The following is a 17,449-nucleotide window of genomic DNA, read 5'->3' as shown; positions in this document are numbered from 1 at the left end:
CGCTATTTTTGCACAAGTGCTTCCAACTCAGCCGGTGCAAAGCCTTTGACCGCTTTGTCGCCGACGACTGTCACCGGAACGCCCATGAAGCCAAAGCGCTCGACTTCCTCCTGGTAAGCGCGGCTGGTCATGACGTCGCGCACTTCGAAGGAAATGCCTTTTGCCGTCAGCCATTGCTTGACCATGTCGCAATCGACGCAGTTTTTCGTCGAGTAGACGATCACTCCCGGTTGCGCCGCGCCTGTGGAGGCGGTCAGCATGTTGCGGACAATCGCGTACGAGCGCTGCGAGGCGAGCTTCGTAAACTCGACAAAATTGACGTGCGCAGAGCCGTCTGCCTTGTCGGACATGGAGCGCACCACGACAAACGGCACGCCGTTCATCGCACATACTTGTCCGACCGCGGCCCCTTCCATCTCTGTGCAGTGAGCGCCGAACTGCTCATACAGCCATTGCACTTTTTCCCGGCTCGCCACGAACTGGTCGCCGGACAAAATACGGCCGCTCACGACCTGGACGCCTGCTTCCAACTCCTTGCCCGCTTCGATCGCCTGCTGCATCAGCTCTTGGTCGGCTTGCCACGTCCACTGCTCGGTAAAAGGAATTTGCCCTGGGGCAAAGCCGAGCGGCGTCACGTCGATATCGTGCTGGAGGCAATCTGTCGAGACGACGATATCACCAATGTTCAATTCCGGGTGAACCGCTCCGGCCACCCCTGTAAAAATGACTCGTTCCACCTGGAACTGGTCGATCAAGATTTGCGTCGTGACCGCAGCGTTGACCTTGCCGACGCCCGATTTGCACAGCACGACTTCTTTTCCTTCCATCTTGCCCGTATAGTAGGTCACTCCGGCTTTGACGGTCGTAGCCGTCTGTTCCATCGCTTCCAGGTACAGCGCAATTTCTTCATCCATGGCGCCGATAATTCCGTACCGCATCATCCATCCTCCTATGCTGTCCATCCGCAGAACGATTACGCCTGCTGTGGTTTCGTGCTCTCCCGGTACTCGATCCGGTGCGGCAGCAGCACCACGTGCTCTTCCACGTTTTCGTTGTTCATGTACTTCGTCAACAGGCGCATCGCCACGGCCCCGATATCGTACATTGGCTGCACCACGGAAGTCAGGCGCGGACGCACCATTTCCACGAGGCGGATGTTGTCGTGGCCGATGACTTCAATATCGCCCGGCACGTTCAGGCCGGAGTCCTGGATGGCGTGGATTGCGCCAATCGCCATTTCGTCGTTGGCGGCGAAAATCGCCGTTGGCGGCTCGGACAGAGCAAGAAATGCCTTCGTCGTCGACAAGCCTGACTCGTAGAAGTAGTTGCCTGTCGCCACCAGTTCCTCGTCCAGCTTGATGCCGCCGTCCTTCAGCGCCTTTTTGTACCCTTCGTAGCGCATCAGGCCGCTGAGCGGGTCGTTAGGCGGACCCGCGATCATCGCGATCCGCTTGTGGCCGCGAGAAACAAGCGCTTCTGTCGCGTCGTAGGCAGCCTGGAAGTGGTCGATGCTCACCGACGGCAGCACGTTGTCCGCATCGCGGGTCGCAGCCAGAACCGTCGGCACCGACGTGCTGGTCAATGCCTGCAAATGGTCCTCCTTGATCTCCGCTCCCAGGAACAACAGCCCGTCCACCTGCTTTTCGAGCAGCGTATTGATGAGCTGCAGCTCCTTTTCCATCCGCTGGTCAGAGTTGCAGAGGATAATGTTGTACTTGTACATGGTAGCAATGTCTTCAATCCCACGCGCCAATTCGGAAAAAAACAAACTGGAGATATCCGGGATGATGACACCGACGGTTGTTGTTTTTTTGCTGGCGAGACCGCGGGCAACGGCATTGGGTCGATACCCCAGACGTTCAATTGCAGCCAGTACCTTTTTTCGGGTCAACGGCTTTACGTTCGGATTTCCGTTGACGACACGGGAGACGGTCGCCATCGAAACCCCCGCTTCTCTTGCCACGTCGTAGATTGTAACCGGCATCACACACCCTCACTTTCCCTATATATTGGTTTTCATAGTTATTTTCATAAATATATGCACCTATGATACGACAAGCCGTATATCGATGCAATCGTTTTTGCGGCCTTTTCCGCCGTTATTTCATTAGTTTGTTCATCGTTTTCAAAAGCTCGTCAATTACTTCGCTATCGCCTTGCTGGATGCGCTCGATGACACAGCTTTTCATGTGTCCTTCCAGCAGCATTTTGCCCACGGCATTCAAGGCGGACTGCACAGCCGCGATCTGGTTGAGAATGTCGTCGCAGTAGACGTCCTTTTCCACCATCCCGCGTATCCCGCGAATTTGCCCCTCGACCCGGTTGAGCCGGGAGACGAGATTCGATTTGATTTTATCAGGCCGCACGGTGGCGCGATCAGACGAGCAGCAGTGGTCACGATCATTCATCTGGCATTGCCTCCTTTGCCGATATCAGCACTTAAATCCTAGCTTACTTGGTCGGCCCAAGGTTCGTCAAATAAGAAAGGCCCTTCCCGCGCGCAGGAAGGGCCAGCAAACTCACTTCAAACTGTTTCGTTATCCTCTTGCAGCTACGACTTCGCCTTTGTACAGGCCGGAAGCGAGCAATTCGTCCACGAACTCGTTGAATTGAGGAATGTTGAGCTGTTGCTTCGCATCGGACAGCGCTACGTCCGGGTCCGGGTGAACCTCGACCATGACGCCGTCGGAGCCGATTGCAAATCCTGCTTTGGCGCAAGGCAGCAACAGGTCGCGGCGGCCAGTGGAGTGTGTCACATCGACGAATACTGGCAAGTGCGTTTCCTGCTTGAGCAGCGGCACAGCCGAGATGTCGAGCGTGTTGCGCGTCGCTTTTTCGTAAGTGCGGATACCGCGCTCACACAACATCACTTGCGCATTGCCTTCGGAGACGATGTACTCGGCTGCGTAGATGAATTCCTCGATCGTTGCCGCCAAGCCGCGCTTGAGCAGGATAGGTTTGTTCACGCGGCCCGCTGCTTTCAGCAATTCGAAGTTTTGCATGTTGCGCGCACCGATTTGGATGACGTCGATGTACTCGGCTGCCATTTCCAGATCGGCAGGCGTCACGATTTCGCTGATGGTTACGAGGTTGAACTCGTCCCCGATGCGCTTCAAGATTTTCAAACCTTCTACGCCAAGACCTTGGAAGTCGTATGGAGACGTACGAGGCTTGTATGCGCCGCCGCGCAATGTTCTCAGACCGCGCTTCGCGTGGTTCTCCGCGACAGCTCTCACTTGCTCGTAGCTTTCTACGGAGCAAGGGCCAGCGATCAGGATCGGACTCTTTCCGCCGAACTCGACGCCTTTTACCGTAATCACGGTGTCTTCCGCTTTTTTCTTGCGGCTGACCAGCAGTACTTTTTTCTTGTCTTCGTTTTGCAGTTCCAAAGATACTTGGAAAATTTGCTTGAACAGGTGGCGGACTGTGCTGTCGTTGAACGGACCTTTGTTGTTTTCCACGATCAGGTTGAGCATTTGGCGCTCGCGCTCAGGATCGAAGCGGCTGCTGCCCTGCTTTTCCTTTTCTTTGCCCAGCTCTTGCACCAATGTCGCCCGCTGGTTGATTAAATCCAAGATTTGCAGATTGATTTCGTCTATCTGCTTGCGCATGGTTTCAATTTGGTCGTGTGCCATGTGTCTCTCCACTCTCCTCTTTTTATATGGGTCAACTAGGTGGTTGGCGATAAATTAGGGTTATTATAATCGATTCATACTCCCTTGTCAGCAGTTTAGCGCCAAAAAGCGCGAAAGTAAATTATTTATGTTTTTTTACCTTTGCAAATTCTTCGCCAAAAACGGGAAGATTCCTTGTTTCGACAGGATTCTTTGTCGCTTGGGTCGAATCAAATGGATATATGTTCTAACTGCTTTCTTCATCTATTCCTGCAGATTTACACGAAAACGAGGGAGTGACTTGCCTTTGTCAGCCTATACAGAACCAGGCTCCCCTGAGCTGATTTTTTCCTTAGATATCGGAACGCGCAGCGTCGTCGGACTGATTGTGGAATCGACAAAAGACCAGTTTCGCGTGCTGGATTGCGCGATTCGCGAGCACGACGAGCGCTCCATGCTGGACGGTCAGATTCACGACGTCGTCGCTGTCGCGAAGGTCATCAAGCAAATAAAAGAAGAACTGGAAGAAAAACACGGCCCGCTGCACCAAGTAGCCGTGGCGGCAGCCGGCCGCTCGCTACGCACCCGGCGCGTGCGCGTGGACATGCCGTTGTCCAGACACGCGTTTATTACGCGCGAGGATGTCGTGGCGCTGGAGTTTGCCGCGGTGCAGGAAGCACAGGCTGATCTGGCGAAGGAGCTGCGCGAGCAAGATGTCACGCGTTATTACTGTGTCGGCTACAGCGTCGTCAACTACTATCTGGACGAAGAGCTGATCGGCAGCCTGATCGACCAGCGCGGCGATACGGCCAGCGCAGACGTGATCGCGACGTTCCTCCCGCGGGTCGTCGTCGACTCGCTGATCGCCGCCCTGAAGCGGTGCGATCTGGAGATGCAGGCGCTCACGCTGGAGCCGATTGCCGCCATCAACGTGCTCATCCCTGTGACCATGCGCAGGCTCAACATTGCCCTCGTCGACATCGGCGCGGGCACCTCTGACGTCGCCTTGACCGAGGAAGGCGCGATTACGGCTTACGGCATGGTCCCGGTAGCCGGAGACGAGATCACAGACGCGCTGATGAATGCCTTTTTGCTCGATTTTCCGATGGCAGAAGAGGTCAAGCGCCTGCTCTCCACCCGTGAGTCCGTCACCTTCACGGACATTCTCGGCATGGAGCATACGATGAGCGCAGCCGAAATAACCAGCGCGATTGAGGCTGACATCTCGCAGCTCGCAGAGAAGATCGCGACGAAAATCATCGAGCTGAACGGCAAAGCGCCGCAAGCTGTCATGCTGATCGGCGGCGGCAGCCTCACTCCTGGCTTGACGGGAAAAGTCGCCCAGTTTTTGAACATGCCTGCCGCGCGCGTCGCGGTCAGAGGCGGCGATGCCATCAAGCAGTTCGTGGGAGACAATCCGGCGCTCAGCGGCCCGGAGTTTGTGACGCCAGTCGGAATCGCGGTTGCCGCACGCCGCCATCCTCTGCGCTACGTCACCGTCACGGTCAACGACACGCCGCTGCGTATTTTCGACCTGCGGAAAATGTCCTTGGGCGATTCCTTGATTGCCGCCGGGCTGGACATTCGCCGTCTCTACGGCAGACCGGGCCTGGCGATGAGCGTCACCGTCAACGGGAGGATGAAAATGATTCCCGGCGGTCACGGCACGCCTCCGGTCATCTTGAAAAACGGCGAAGCGGCGAGTCTCGACTCGCCGATTGCCGACGGGGACAGCATTACAGTGGTCGCCGGAACTAACGGCGTGGACGCCAGCGTCATGGTGCGCGACCTGCTCGACCAGTTGGACACATTGGACATCCTCTGCAACGACCGTCCGCTCTCGCTCGGGCCAGTGATCCGGGTAAACGGCACCCCTGCCGAGCTTGACGACCAGTTGAGCGATCGCGCAGAAGTCGAGATTCGCCTCCCCCGCACCGTGTCCGAGGTGCTGGAGTCAGCCGGGCTGTTCCCGTCAGAAAAACAGCCTGCGCAAACCGGGCTGCATTTCAGCGTGAACGGCCAGTCTTATACGCTGCCTTCCCACAATCCGGTCCTCTTGTTAAACGGCAAGCCCGCCGCTTACAGCGATTCTGTGCGGCAAGGCGATGAGCTGCACTATCGCCTGGAGGAAGTTCCGCCGCCGGCCATTCGCGATGTGATTCCGCTGGAAGAGTGGGTCCAGGAGACGATGACTGTGTACTTTAACGGCGAACGCGTAGTGCTGCCAGTGGCGCAAGTGTCGATCACCGTGGACGGAAAAGCGGCCGCGGCAGACGAGCTGGTGCCGGACGGCGCGGTGATTACCGTAAAATCTACGCCAGCCGCTCCGCCTGTATTCAGCGACGTCTTCCGCTTTGTCAACTTCTCGCTGGAGAAGCCGGAAAGCGAAAGCATCTCCGGTTTTGTCATGCTGGTGAACGGCGAGCAAGCCAGCTTCCAGACCGAGCTGAAAAGCGGAGACAAGCTGGAGCTGTATTGGGAGTAGCCATCTGAAAAGCTTGACTCACCAAGCCGTGAGGAAGATTTATCTGCACAAAAAAAGAGCTGCGGAATTGAACCGACAGCTCTTTTTTGCGTGATGATGTCTTTTAAGCCCCTACCGCCTGGCTGATCGCATCCTTGGTAATTTTCCAGTGCGACGTGTGCCATTTCACTTCGCCGTCTTCCAGCAGGAAAATTTGCGGGGATTCGTGCTTGATCGCAAAACGCTCGGCGACCGCGTTGGACACCGGGCGATCTTCCCGCACCAGGATGACAGCCGCTTCCAGCGAATGCTCCAGCAAGTACGCCTGGAACTCCTCGTAAGCAGACGTGCTGATCGGGCAGATGGTGCTATGCTTGAACAAAAGCTTTTTGCCTTTTTGGGCCACGAACTGGTCCAGTTCCTCGAGCGAATGAAGCTGTTTTTGTGCCACCATGTATCTCTCCTTTTGAGTCGCTATTGGTTTTCAGTATAGCGAAATCTGGATAGCGAAGTCTACGTTTGCGGTGCAGGGAGCAAAAAGCGGCCGCGCGGACATACCAAAAAGGAGCCGCCTGCAACAGCGCCTCCTTTTTCTTATACCATGATTTTTGTCAATCGCTCACGCAATTCCAGCATCCATTTTTGATCGCCTAGGGACTGCGCCAACAAAAACAGATCCAGAAGCTCGTTGACCCTCTCGCCCAGCACTTCTCGCACCGAAGAGTCTGCCTTCTCATTAGCAATAAGTACCAATAAGTTGGATAACTCTGACAACTCTTCAAACTCGATCGCCTGGCGCTGCGGATGTTGGCCCAGTTCCTCCATGAGTGATTTCAAATCATCCTTAATCACATCTACCACCTGAGAATGAGCGCAGCAATCGTCAACGCAAACGTGTACGGGCACATTCATGATTTTCACCCGTTTTTTATACACGACATTGCGCAGGACGATCTCCATGTCATTCCCGCAGCGGCTGCATTTCTTTTGCACAAAGTTCACCCCTAACTATCTACATATGTATACCTCTCATACTATTCGTGACCGCCTTCTTCAATCCTGCTAAACGCCAGGTGGTACATGGTGGATACAGTGGCAGATATAGTACGGCACAGACTGGTCCTTTTGGCACTGGAACAAACGTTTTTCTCCGCATATAAGCCCAGCGCCCGCACGTGAAAAAACGAAAAAACGATGCCCTCCAGCTTGAGAGCATCGTTTTTGGCTGCCGGCTTTTGCCGTGCTTATGCGTAAATCGCGTTGACCTTTTCACAGTGCGGGCAGACAGCTACCTTGCCGGAATGCCCTGCCTCGTCTTCCACCCGGTATCCTGTAATGCGCTCTGAAAAGCAAAACAAGCATTCCGTATTGAAATCCATATCGTACTGGGCTTTCCACACAATGGATTTGAAATCCTCGCCTACATTGATGGTAATTGGGACAAGATCGTGCACAAGACTCGATGATGATCTTTGCATCGCCATAACATCCTTTCGTTTTTTGCAAAGTCTTTTCGTATCCTCTAGCTTTTCCTGCTTTTCAGAATAATAAACATGCAAAGTGATGTGGGCCAAACTGAAAGAATCTTCCCAAAAATGGGCGAATGCCCGTATCGGGACTGTGCAAAAACCCATATGTTATGGATGTAAGCACAAGAGGCTTAACACACAACAAGGAGGATGTTCATCCTATGAGCAGCATTTTCAATGGAGACCTCGATGATTTCACCTTAGTGTTGATTCTTTTTATCCTGCTGGTCATCATCGGCTGCGGCTGCGATTGACATAGCCATATTGGCGCAGGACGCTGCATATACATGAAGAACCGAATCCTGTAAACGCGTTTCCTCCGCACGCTACCCTTGCATGGGTAGCTTTTTTCTATGCGATTTGTGTACAATACATACTGATATGATATGGAAAGCGAGGGATCCCCTTCCTATGAAAGATCCGCGTATTGAAAAATTGGCAGACGTACTGGTCAACTACTCCACCCGCGTGCAAAAGGGTGAAAACGTTTTAATCTACGCCGTCGGCAATGTGACGGACTTGACGAAAGCAGTCATTGCCAAAGTGTACGAAGCTGGAGGCAATCCTTACGTTCAACTGATCGACCAGAGCATCCAGCGCGAGCTGCTGCTCGGCGTAAACGAAACCCAGCTTGGCGTCATGCGCGAGGCAGACGTCTCCTTCATGAAGCAGATGGATTGCTACATCGGCATTCGCGGCGGCGACAACATTAGCGAGCTGGCTGACGTGCCTGGCGACAAAATGCAACTGTACTCCAAGCTGCTGATGCGCCCTGTGCTCGACGTGCGCGTGCCGGAAACGAGATGGGTCGTGCTCCGCTACCCGAACGCTTCCATGGCCCAGCTTGCCAACATGAGCACTGCTGCCTTCGAAGATTTTTACTTCAAGGTGTGCACGCTCGACTACGGCAAAATGGACAAAGCGATGGACAACCTCGTCGAGCTGATGGAAAAAACCGACAAGGTGCGCATCGTAGGACCAGGCACAGACCTGACCTTCTCGATCAAAGGCATCCCTGCGATCAAATGCGCGGGCGAAGCCAACATTCCGGACGGGGAAGTCTTTACGGCACCTGTGCGCGACTCCGTCAACGGCACGATCGCCTACAACACGCCATCCCCGTACCAAGGCTTTACATACGACAACATCAAGCTGACGTTCAAGGACGGAAAAATCATTGAAGCGACCGCGAACGACACGAAAAAAATCAACGAAGTGTTCGACACCGATGAAGGCGCGCGCTACGTCGGCGAATTTGCGATCGGGGTCAACCCTTACATCCAAAACCCGATGAAAGACATCTTGTTCGATGAAAAAATCGACGGCAGCTTCCACTTTACACCAGGGCAAGCTTACGACGACGCTTTCAACGGCAACAAGTCCTCGATCCACTGGGATCTGGTGATGATCCAGCGCCCAGAGTGGGGCGGCGGCGAAATCTGGTTTGACGACCGCCTGATCCGCAAAGACGGCCGCTTCGTCGTGCCTGAGCTCGAATGCCTCAACCCGGAAAACTTGAAGTAAGCTGTCTGGACCTGGCTTCGCCATGCTTTTTTCGGCCGGCGAAGCCTTTTGCTTGCACAAAAGGCGAAGGACCAAGCGTGTCCAGCTTGCTGCAGCGCAAAAAACAAAGGCTTCGCCGACTGTTTCTGGCGAAGCCTCTTTTGCTTATGCGGTTATCGGTTGGAAAAGCTCATCTGCCGGCCTTATGCTTAGCCGGAGGCAGCGGACAAGGCTGGCTGCTTCACGAGAGTCGGCATCTTTTGCTCCAAAAAGGCAATCGTCGACTCCAGGTGGTGAATCGTGTATTCCCAGCAAAAGCGCTGATATTCGTCAAATTGCAGCTCCAGCTTTTTAAAAGACGCCCGGCTTTGCTGAAGCATTTGCCGTTGCAGATTCAGACAGCTTTCCAGCATGTCTCTTTGCTCCTCTGGCGTGCGGCTCTTGCCGAAGAAAATTTTCACCAGCATGTCGGAGCGTAGCACCGGAGGCAAAATCGGCGTCTGGATTTCCTGACGGAACACTTCTTTTCCTTGTGCCGTGATCTGGTACAAAATTTTATTGGGCTTTCCAGACTGGATCACTTCTTGCTTGGTGACCAGTCCTTCTTCCTCCAGCTTGCGCAGCGCAGGGTATATCGCTCCAAAGCTGGCGTCGTAGAAAAATCCAATGCTATTGGAAAACGCCTGCTTGATATCGTACCCACTCATCTCTCCGTAGCTCAAAAAGCCAAGTATGATCGTTTTTACATCCATCTCTTCGCATCCTCCATTATCTTTCTTTTTCTCTCTCTACAGACAAGGCAGATTATTCCCTCTTTTCAGACAAGTACAGGTATTCATCTGCTTAGCCTTTATGTTCAAAATATTCTCTAACTACATGTATTATAATTCGATTCTAATAATTATACCAATGCTATTTCTTTATTATATCAATCAAAAATAATGATATAACACACTGGCCGAACCAAATTGGGCGTCCCTTCCCTTTCGCCCCTCCATAAGATGATATATACCTAACTACTGCTGTAGGGGGAGAGATTTGTGAAAAGTAAAAGATGGTCCCAATATACGCGAGTAAAGTACCCTGTGAGCAGCAGCAGTCTGCACCCGTTCAATTTTTTTGTTCCGATTGTAGAGCGAGTTCAGGAGGGAGTCGTCTCCATCGTGACAGAAGACGCCCCCCTTGCTAAAGACGTCGATACCCTGATCCGCAGCCTCATCGATCACGAAGATAAATCGACAACGCCTACCGAGCGCAGCTTCGGCTCCGGATTTATCTTCCATCCTAGAGGTTATATCTTGACCAGCGAGCATGTCATCGGCAAATCGAAAAATATTTTTGTCAAGCTGTTCAACGGCAAGGTATTTGAAGCCAAGCGCATCATCGCTGATCGAGTCAGAGATTATGCTGTCATTAAAATTGACGCGGACTGCAAGCTTTACCCTTTGCCGCTCGGCAACTCTTCTCATACCAAGGTTGGTGAATGGGTCATCAGTGTCGGTTCCCCGCTTGCTGCCATAGCGACAAAAACCAGGCTATCGCTCAGACTCCGGCGCGGCGCACCTTCTCCGGAGCCATCCGGTTTTGCCTGCTGCGGGCAAGGTAGAGCGCGAACTGCACCGGACGCTCGATGGCTTTGGCATACGTGTCCAGCTCCCCGATCTGGCGAAAAACTTCGCGTCCCGGCTTCGGATTGACCTCGATCAGCCACACCTGCCCGTTCACATCCACTCCGATGTCCAGACCAAACTCCATCATCCGGCCGAAATAGTCCTCCAAGGTGCTCGCCACCTCATGGGCAAGCAAGTGGCATTCCCGGATGGTGTGCGGCGCCTGCCTTCTCCCGAAACAGCTTTCGATCAGCGGCACAAATGGAACTGCCCGTCCTCCGCCGTGCAGATTGGAAGTGGAGCTGCCTGGCTCCCCGATGCGAACCCCGCTGCCTGTCACACTCCATTCGCCTTCCGCGTCTTTTTGGATTAACACCCGCACATCCACCACATGATTGGGGATCAGCCCGAGATCAAGCCCTTGCTGCACCAAAAAGTTGCCATCGGCAATTCGCTGCTCCGCAACCCAGCGGCCGACCCAGTTCTCCACGGCCGCCTTGCTGTCCAGCCTGGCCGTATGCACCTGATACTGCTTGTCGCGCCCGGAAAGGGCATATTCCTTGCCGACAGCCGCTACCCGCAAAATGCTTTTGCCGCCGGAACCGTTCCCCGGCTTGACATACACCAGCGGGTAACGCGCCAGCATGCTTGTCATTTTCTTTTTTTCGTACAAATGCGTCTCGGGAATCCAGCGTTTGACCCGTTCGTCTTTGGCCAGCAGTTGCGTCACGCGCCACTTTTTGGAAAACGGGCTGTTCGCAAAGAAAAACAGGTCGCTGTTGCGCATGCGGATGTACTCTGGCACGCGCCGCCGATAACGGTCAATAACCACCTCCGGCCAGGGAAACCATCGGCTGGTCCAGCCGCCCCCTGCTTTCGGCACAAAGCCTCTGATCTTTTTTTCTTTTCCGTGTACGTCCTGATGCGAAAACAGGTAGATTTCTGCCCCCAGCTTCTGCCCGGCCAGCACGAGCTTGCGCAAATAGTCCGGCTCGCCAAAGCGCTGTCCCTGGCGCCAGGTCAAAATCCCGATCACCCGTTTGGGAAGCATCTTAACACCCTCTTCTTCTCGAATCGTTCGCCACAGTTTATGTGCGTTTGCCTGCATGCGAAACGCTTCGTTGGCGAATCGGGCTTGATCGCCTCCAGGCCCATCCGCAGGCGGTCGGCCAAATTCGTCCGCATACATACGGGCCCAATAGGCAACAACATAGAGGGGCGGTCCCCAAACACTTCGTTACTTACTTTTTTCAAGCTTATCTGGTACAATAAGCGATAACACAACCATGCAATATAGAGGTGACGCCGACATGAGTCAAGAGTTTGCTGGCGAACACATGTGTCCCAAGTACGAATGCGCCATTAATGTCCTGGGCAAACGCTGGACAGGTCTAATCATTCACGTGTTGCTGCGCGGCGCTGTTCGCTTCAAGGATATTCGCGAGATGGTTCCGCACATGAGCGACAAAATGCTCTCGGAACGGCTGAAAGAGCTGGAGGAGCTGGGAATTTTGGAGCGCAAGGTATATCCGGAAATCCCTGTTCGCATCGAGTATGAATTGACAGAAAAAGGAAGGGATCTGCGTCCGGTCATTGAATCCATTCACGAATGGGGACAAAAATGGATGTAGCGTCGCCCCACTTGTCCAAAAAAGGATGAGCGGGGTTTTTTTGTGCTTGGAAACGCCGAGTTTTCTTTTGCGGGCCAGGCATACAAACCGGCATTTTGCTGTAGACTCTAGCAACCTCAGTCGACGGGAGGGAATCCGATGCGAACGGCTGTCTACATGCGCGTCAGCACCGAAGACCAGGCGCGGGAAGGCTTTTCGATCCCGGCCCAGCGGGAAAAGCTGTTGGCTTACGTTCACTCTCAAGGGTGGGAGGTTGCGGCGATCTACGCCGACGAAGGGATCAGCGCCAAGGACACAAACCGCCCCGCGCTCAAGCGGCTCCTGCGCGATATCCGGGAAGGGAACATCGACGTCGTGCTCGTCTATCGGCTCGATCGCCTCACCCGCTCCGTGCTGGATTTGTATCGGCTGCTGCAGGAATTTGAAAAGTACGACGTGCGCTTCAAAAGCTGCACGGAGGTGTACGATACGACGACGGCGATCGGCCGGCTGTTTATTACGCTGGTGGCGGCGCTTGCGCAGTGGGAGCGGGAAAATTTGGCGGAGCGGGTCAAGCTCGGCATGGAGCAAATGGCGCGGGAACGCAAACGGCCAGGCGGCCCGCCGCCTTTTGGTTACGAGCTTCTGGCCGGGGAATTGACTGTCCAGCCCGCGGAGGCCGCTGGCGTGCGCGAGATGTTTGCCCGCTACGAAAAAGGCGAGTCTCCCCGCCAGATCGCCGAATGGGCGAACCGCGAAGGTCTGCGCGGAAAAAATGGCGCACGCTGGAGTGCAAGCGCCGTCCTGCGCCTGTTGAAAAACCCGGTGTACCACGGGGCTTTGCGCTGGAACTACACCGATTCGCTCCAGCGCCAAAACGCGCCCGAGGAGTGGATTATCGAGGAAGCGACGCATCCTGCGATCATCGACAAAGCGTGCTTTGCCCGCGTGCAAAAAAAAATGGCGGCACGCGGTTCGCTCCATCCGCGCGTCCTCGGCTCGTCGTTTTCTTTTTCCGGTCTGCTCTACTGCTCGCGCTGCAACGCGCCGATGCGCGGAAAAACGGCGAAGAGCAAAAGCGGCGGGAGGCTGTATGTGCATCGCTACTATTTATGTAAAAACAAGCAGGCTGGTCGCTGCGACGCCCCTGCCATCCGCGAAGATCGGCTGGAGCAGGCGATTCTCACCGAGCTGATGCGCTATGCAAAAGAAGCGCTCGCCGCTTATGCGGAAGCACGGGAATCGCTTCGCCCAGTCGCTGGCGCGAGCGCAGAGGAGCTGGAGCGGAAGCGGGAGCGCAAACGGCGGCGCTGGGAGGCAGCCTACGAGGAAGGGCTGCTCTCCCTCGAAGCGTTTCGCGAAAAAATGGCGGCATTGCAATCGGAAGCGGACGAATCGAATCCTCCGCGAGCTGCCTTCCTCCCTGCTGCTCCTCTCCCCGACCCCAGCCTGCTGACGGAGTGGCCCCTCATCTGGTCCCATGCCAGCGAGGAAGAACGCCGCCTGCTCGTCTCCATTCTCATCCGGCGCGTGGAGGCAACCGTATCTTCCACCGCGGCGGGGCAGCGCCAAGAGCGCGCCATCTGCCTTCAGCACCTTGTCTTTCATTAAATAGTCTGCCTCTTTGCACACAGGCGGTTCCCCGCTTGCTGCCATAGCGACAAAAACCAGGCTATCGCTCAGACTCCGGCGCGGCGCACCTTCTCCGGAGCCATCCGGTTTTGCCTGCTGCGGGCAAGGTAGAGCGCGAACTGCACCGGACGCTCGATGGCTTTGGCATACGTGTCCAGCTCCCCGATCTGGCGAAAAACTTCGCGTCCCGGCTTCGGATTGACCTCGATCAGCCACACCTGCCCGTTCACATCCACTCCGATGTCCAGACCAAACTCCATCATCCGGCCGAAATAGTCCTCCAAGGTGCTCGCCACCTCATGGGCAAGCAAGTGGCATTCCCGGATGGTGTGCGGCGCCTGCCTTCTCCCGAAACAGCTTTCGATCAGCGGCACAAATGGAACTGCCCGTCCTCCGCCGTGCAGATTGGAAGTGGAGCTGCCTGGCTCCCCGATGCGAACCCCGCTGCCTGTCACACTCCATTCGCCTTCCGCGTCTTTTTGGATTAACACCCGCACATCCACCACATGATTGGGGATCAGCCCGAGATCAAGCCCTTGCTGCACCAAAAAGTTGCCATCGGCAATTCGCTGCTCCGCAACCCAGCGGCCGACCCAGTTCTCCACGGCCGCCTTGCTGTCCAGCCTGGCCGTATGCACCTGATACTGCTTGTCGCGCCCGGAAAGGGCATATTCCTTGCCGACAGCCGCTACCCGCAAAATGCTTTTGCCGCCGGAACCGTTCCCCGGCTTGACATACACCAGCGGGTAACGCGCCAGCATGCTTGTCATTTTCTTTTTTTCGTACAAATGCGTCTCGGGAATCCAGCGTTTGACCCGTTCGTCTTTGGCCAGCAGTTGCGTCACGCGCCACTTTTTGGAAAACGGGCTGTTCGCAAAGAAAAACAGGTCGCTGTTGCGCATGCGGATGTACTCTGGCACGCGCCGCCGATAACGGTCAATAACCACCTCCGGCCAGGGAAACCATCGGCTGGTCCAGCCGCCCCCTGCTTTCGGCACAAAGCCTCTGATCTTTTTTTCTTTTCCGTGTACGTCCTGATGCGAAAACAGGTAGATTTCTGCCCCCAGCTTCTGCCCGGCCAGCACGAGCTTGCGCAAATAGTCCGGCTCGCCAAAGCGCTGTCCCTGGCGCCAGGTCAAAATCCCGATCACCCGTTTGGGAAGCATCTTAACACCCTCTTCTTCTCGAATCGTTCGCCACAGTTTATGTGCGTTTGCCTGCATGCGAAACGCTTCGTTGGCGAATCGGGCTTGATCGCCTCCAGGCCCATCCGCAGGCGGTCGGCCAAATTCGTCCGCATACATACGGGCCCAATAGGCAACAACATAGAGGGGCGGTCCCCAAACACTTCGTTACTTACTTTTTTCAAGCTTATCTGGTACAATAAGCGATAACACAACCATGCAATATAGAGGTGACGCCGACATGAGTCAAGAGTTTGCTGGCGAACACATGTGTCCCAAGTACGAATGCGCCATTAATGTCCTGGGCAAACGCTGGACAGGTCTAATCATTCACGTGTTGCTGCGCGGCGCTGTTCGCTTCAAGGATATTCGCGAGATGGTTCCGCACATGAGCGACAAAATGCTCTCGGAACGGCTGAAAGAGCTGGAGGAGCTGGGAATTTTGGAGCGCAAGGTATATCCGGAAATCCCTGTTCGCATCGAGTATGAATTGACAGAAAAAGGAAGGGATCTGCGTCCGGTCATTGAATCCATTCACGAATGGGGACAAAAATGGATGTAGCGTCGCCCCACTTGTCCAAAAAAGGATGAGCGGGGTTTTTTTGTGCTTGGAAACGCCGAGTTTTCTTTTGCGGGCCAGGCATACAAACCGGCATTTTGCTGTAGACTCTAGCAACCTCAGTCGACGGGAGGGAATCCGATGCGAACGGCTGTCTACATGCGCGTCAGCACCGAAGACCAGGCGCGGGAAGGCTTTTCGATCCCGGCCCAGCGGGAAAAGCTGTTGGCTTACGTTCACTCTCAAGGGTGGGAGGTTGCGGCGATCTACGCCGACGAAGGGATCAGCGCCAAGGACACAAACCGCCCCGCGCTCAAGCGGCTCCTGCGCGATATCCGGGAAGGGAACATCGACGTCGTGCTCGTCTATCGGCTCGATCGCCTCACCCGCTCCGTGCTGGATTTGTATCGGCTGCTGCAGGAATTTGAAAAGTACGACGTGCGCTTCAAAAGCTGCACGGAGGTGTACGATACGACGACGGCGATCGGCCGGCTGTTTATTACGCTGGTGGCGGCGCTTGCGCAGTGGGAGCGGGAAAATTTGGCGGAGCGGGTCAAGCTCGGCATGGAGCAAATGGCGCGGGAACGCAAACGGCCAGGCGGCCCGCCGCCTTTTGGTTACGAGCTTCTGGCCGGGGAATTGACTGTCCAGCCCGCGGAGGCCGCTGGCGTGCGCGAGATGTTTGCCCGCTACGAAAAAGGCGAGTCTCCCCGCCAGATCGCCGAATGGGCGAACCGCGAAGGTCTGCGCGGAAAAAATGGCGCACGCTGGAGTGCAAGCGCCGTCCTGCGCCTGTTGAAAAACCCGGTGTACCACGGGGCTTTGCGCTGGAACTACACCGATTCGCTCCAGCGCCAAAACGCGCCCGAGGAGTGGATTATCGAGGAAGCGACGCATCCTGCGATCATCGACAAAGCGTGCTTTGCCCGCGTGCAAAAAAAAATGGCGGCACGCGGTTCGCTCCATCCGCGCGTCCTCGGCTCGTCGTTTTCTTTTTCCGGTCTGCTCTACTGCTCGCGCTGCAACGCGCCGATGCGCGGAAAAACGGCGAAGAGCAAAAGCGGCGGGAGGCTGTATGTGCATCGCTACTATTTATGTAAAAACAAGCAGGCTGGTCGCTGCGACGCCCCTGCCATCCGCGAAGATCGGCTGGAGCAGGCGATTCTCACCGAGCTGATGCGCTATGCAAAAGAAGCGCTCGCCGCTTATGCGGAAGCACGGGAATCGCTTCGCCCAGTCGCTGGCGCGAGCGCAGAGGAGCTGGAGCGGAAGCGGGAGCGCAAACGGCGGCGCTGGGAGGCAGCCTACGAGGAAGGGCTGCTCTCCCTCGAAGCGTTTCGCGAAAAAATGGCGGCATTGCAATCGGAAGCGGACGAATCGAATCCTCCGCGAGCTGCCTTCCTCCCTGCTGCTCCTCTCCCCGACCCCAGCCTGCTGACGGAGTGGCCCCTCATCTGGTCCCATGCCAGCGAGGAAGAACGCCGCCTGCTCGTCTCCATTCTCATCCGGCGCGTGGAGGCAACCGTATCTTCCACCGCGGCGGGGCAGCGCCAAGAGCGCGCCATCTGCCTTCAGCACCTTGTCTTTCATTAAATAGTCTGCCTCTTTGCACACAGGCGGTTCTCCACTTGGATTGGAAAACTCTGTAACTGCCGGAATCATCAGCGCCAAAAACCGCCGCCTTCAGGTTGCCAAGCGAATGTACGAAGAAATTTTCCAGACCGATGCCGCCATCAACCCCGGC

17 protein-coding genes and 1 pseudogene are annotated in these 17,449 nt (G+C 55.4%); 8 read left to right on the top strand and 10 right to left on the bottom strand.

Features of this window, described 5'->3' with window-relative positions:
* Positions 1-2: 2 nt before the first annotated feature.
* The 4 genes from AC27IT_RS22365 to AC27IT_RS22350 form a co-directional block, all read right to left on the bottom strand.
* Positions 3-938, bottom strand: a complete 936-nt coding sequence (locus AC27IT_RS22365; RefSeq protein WP_005828140.1) for a 5'-methylthioadenosine/adenosylhomocysteine nucleosidase — start codon at positions 936-938, stop codon at positions 3-5.
* A gap of 35 nt (positions 939-973) precedes the next feature.
* On the bottom strand, positions 974-1,984 hold the full coding sequence (gene ccpA / locus AC27IT_RS22360; RefSeq protein ID WP_025843922.1) for a catabolite control protein A: 1,011 nt from the start codon (positions 1,982-1,984) through the stop codon (positions 974-976).
* A 115-nt stretch (positions 1,985-2,099) separates the two neighbouring features.
* Positions 2,100-2,408, bottom strand: coding sequence for a metal-sensitive transcriptional regulator (locus AC27IT_RS22355; protein WP_005828137.1), 309 nt, complete (start codon positions 2,406-2,408; stop codon positions 2,100-2,102).
* Between the two features lie 129 nt (positions 2,409-2,537).
* The gene (locus tag AC27IT_RS22350) at positions 2,538-3,635 is read right to left on the bottom strand and encodes a bifunctional 3-deoxy-7-phosphoheptulonate synthase/chorismate mutase (RefSeq protein WP_005828135.1); all 1,098 of its coding nucleotides are present in this window, start codon (positions 3,633-3,635) and stop codon (positions 2,538-2,540) included.
* Between the two features lie 286 nt (positions 3,636-3,921).
* On the opposite strand from AC27IT_RS22350, the gene AC27IT_RS22345 reads away from it, so the two are divergent.
* Positions 3,922-6,099 (top strand): cell division protein FtsA, encoded by a 2,178-nt coding sequence (locus AC27IT_RS22345; protein WP_051353942.1) that lies wholly within the window; start codon positions 3,922-3,924, stop codon positions 6,097-6,099.
* A 103-nt stretch (positions 6,100-6,202) separates the two neighbouring features.
* Here the strand turns inward: AC27IT_RS22345 and ytxJ are convergent, their stop codons facing one another.
* From ytxJ to AC27IT_RS22330, 3 genes are all read right to left on the bottom strand, one after another.
* The gene (gene ytxJ, locus AC27IT_RS22340; RefSeq protein WP_025843920.1) at positions 6,203-6,529 is read right to left on the bottom strand and encodes a bacillithiol system redox-active protein YtxJ; all 327 of its coding nucleotides are present in this window, start codon (positions 6,527-6,529) and stop codon (positions 6,203-6,205) included.
* 143 nt (positions 6,530-6,672) lie between these two features.
* A complete protein-coding gene (locus AC27IT_RS22335) occupies positions 6,673-7,071 on the bottom strand; it encodes a hypothetical protein (protein WP_005828130.1) in 399 nt (132 codons plus the stop codon).
* Positions 7,072-7,322: 251 nt separating this feature from the next.
* Positions 7,323-7,556: a hypothetical protein gene (locus AC27IT_RS22330; RefSeq protein WP_238501066.1), complete on the bottom strand. Its 234-nt coding sequence runs from the start codon at positions 7,554-7,556 to the stop codon at positions 7,323-7,325.
* Between the two features lie 212 nt (positions 7,557-7,768).
* Between AC27IT_RS22330 and AC27IT_RS22325 the strand changes: the two genes are divergently transcribed.
* Together AC27IT_RS22325 and AC27IT_RS22320 are read left to right on the top strand one after the other, a co-directional pair.
* A complete protein-coding gene (locus AC27IT_RS22325; RefSeq protein WP_007783189.1) occupies positions 7,769-7,861 on the top strand; it encodes a YjcZ family sporulation protein in 93 nt (30 codons plus the stop codon).
* Positions 7,862-8,018: 157 nt separating this feature from the next.
* The gene (locus AC27IT_RS22320) at positions 8,019-9,131 is read left to right on the top strand and encodes an aminopeptidase (protein WP_007783187.1); all 1,113 of its coding nucleotides are present in this window, start codon (positions 8,019-8,021) and stop codon (positions 9,129-9,131) included.
* A 188-nt stretch (positions 9,132-9,319) separates the two neighbouring features.
* Here AC27IT_RS22320 and AC27IT_RS22315 read toward each other — a convergent pair whose 3' ends face one another.
* Positions 9,320-9,862, bottom strand: coding sequence for a PadR family transcriptional regulator (locus AC27IT_RS22315; RefSeq protein ID WP_005828125.1), 543 nt, complete (start codon positions 9,860-9,862; stop codon positions 9,320-9,322).
* Between the two features lie 288 nt (positions 9,863-10,150).
* On the opposite strand from AC27IT_RS22315, the pseudogene AC27IT_RS22310 reads away from it, so the two are divergent.
* A pseudogene (locus tag AC27IT_RS22310) lies at positions 10,151-10,564 on the top strand (trypsin-like peptidase domain-containing protein); the annotation flags it as partial.
* Between the two features lie 88 nt (positions 10,565-10,652).
* Here the strand turns inward: AC27IT_RS22310 and AC27IT_RS22305 are convergent.
* Complete coding sequence (locus tag AC27IT_RS22305; protein WP_026557880.1) at positions 10,653-11,771, bottom strand: YheC/YheD family endospore coat-associated protein; 1,119 nt, start codon at positions 11,769-11,771, stop codon at positions 10,653-10,655.
* Between the two features lie 259 nt (positions 11,772-12,030).
* Here AC27IT_RS22305 and AC27IT_RS22300 point away from each other — a divergent pair, with 259 nt between their 5' ends.
* On the top strand, positions 12,031-12,351 hold the full coding sequence (locus AC27IT_RS22300) for a winged helix-turn-helix transcriptional regulator (protein ID WP_005828119.1): 321 nt from the start codon (positions 12,031-12,033) through the stop codon (positions 12,349-12,351).
* 138 nt (positions 12,352-12,489) lie between these two features.
* Positions 12,490-13,941 (top strand): recombinase family protein, encoded by a 1,452-nt coding sequence (locus AC27IT_RS22295; RefSeq protein WP_005828118.1) that lies wholly within the window; start codon positions 12,490-12,492, stop codon positions 13,939-13,941.
* A gap of 68 nt (positions 13,942-14,009) precedes the next feature.
* Here the strand turns inward: AC27IT_RS22295 and AC27IT_RS22290 are convergent, their stop codons facing one another.
* Positions 14,010-15,128 carry a YheC/YheD family endospore coat-associated protein gene (locus AC27IT_RS22290; protein WP_026557880.1) on the bottom strand — a complete coding sequence of 373 codons (1,119 nt, stop codon included), beginning with the start codon at positions 15,126-15,128 and terminating at the stop codon, positions 14,010-14,012.
* A gap of 259 nt (positions 15,129-15,387) precedes the next feature.
* Here AC27IT_RS22290 and AC27IT_RS22285 point away from each other — a divergent pair, with 259 nt between their 5' ends.
* Entirely contained in the window at positions 15,388-15,708 is a 321-nt protein-coding gene (locus AC27IT_RS22285; RefSeq protein WP_005828119.1) for a winged helix-turn-helix transcriptional regulator, read from the top strand.
* Between the two features lie 138 nt (positions 15,709-15,846).
* Positions 15,847-17,298, top strand: a complete 1,452-nt coding sequence (locus AC27IT_RS22280) for a recombinase family protein (protein ID WP_005828118.1) — start codon at positions 15,847-15,849, stop codon at positions 17,296-17,298.
* The last annotated feature ends 151 nt before the right edge of the window (positions 17,299-17,449 follow it).

It is taken from the genome of Brevibacillus sp. YAE8, from assembly GCF_057543335.1.
This window is presented reverse-complemented; position numbering and strand designations above follow the sequence as displayed.

Excerpts from the sequence above, each read along its gene's own strand:
- AC27IT_RS22295 (WP_005828118.1), top strand. The coding sequence starts at position 12,490 with ATGCGAACGGCTGTCTACATGCGCGTCAGCACCGAAGACCAGGCGCGG.
- AC27IT_RS22350 (WP_005828135.1), bottom strand. The coding sequence starts at position 3,635 with ATGGCACACGACCAAATTGAAACCATGCGCAAGCAGATAGACGAAATC.
- ccpA (WP_025843922.1), bottom strand. The coding sequence starts at position 1,984 with ATGCCGGTTACAATCTACGACGTGGCAAGAGAAGCGGGGGTTTCGATG.
- AC27IT_RS22330 (WP_238501066.1), bottom strand. The coding sequence starts at position 7,556 with ATGCAAAGATCATCATCGAGTCTTGTGCACGATCTTGTCCCAATTACC.
- AC27IT_RS22315 (WP_005828125.1), bottom strand. The coding sequence starts at position 9,862 with ATGGATGTAAAAACGATCATACTTGGCTTTTTGAGCTACGGAGAGATG.
- AC27IT_RS22305 (WP_026557880.1), bottom strand. The coding sequence starts at position 11,771 with ATGCTTCCCAAACGGGTGATCGGGATTTTGACCTGGCGCCAGGGACAG.
- AC27IT_RS22290 (WP_026557880.1), bottom strand. The coding sequence starts at position 15,128 with ATGCTTCCCAAACGGGTGATCGGGATTTTGACCTGGCGCCAGGGACAG.
- AC27IT_RS22320 (WP_007783187.1), top strand. The coding sequence starts at position 8,019 with ATGAAAGATCCGCGTATTGAAAAATTGGCAGACGTACTGGTCAACTAC.
- AC27IT_RS22325 (WP_007783189.1), top strand. The coding sequence starts at position 7,769 with ATGAGCAGCATTTTCAATGGAGACCTCGATGATTTCACCTTAGTGTTG.
- AC27IT_RS22285 (WP_005828119.1), top strand. The coding sequence starts at position 15,388 with ATGAGTCAAGAGTTTGCTGGCGAACACATGTGTCCCAAGTACGAATGC.
- AC27IT_RS22280 (WP_005828118.1), top strand. The coding sequence starts at position 15,847 with ATGCGAACGGCTGTCTACATGCGCGTCAGCACCGAAGACCAGGCGCGG.
- AC27IT_RS22365 (WP_005828140.1), bottom strand. The coding sequence starts at position 938 with ATGCGGTACGGAATTATCGGCGCCATGGATGAAGAAATTGCGCTGTAC.
- AC27IT_RS22300 (WP_005828119.1), top strand. The coding sequence starts at position 12,031 with ATGAGTCAAGAGTTTGCTGGCGAACACATGTGTCCCAAGTACGAATGC.
- AC27IT_RS22355 (WP_005828137.1), bottom strand. The coding sequence starts at position 2,408 with ATGAATGATCGTGACCACTGCTGCTCGTCTGATCGCGCCACCGTGCGG.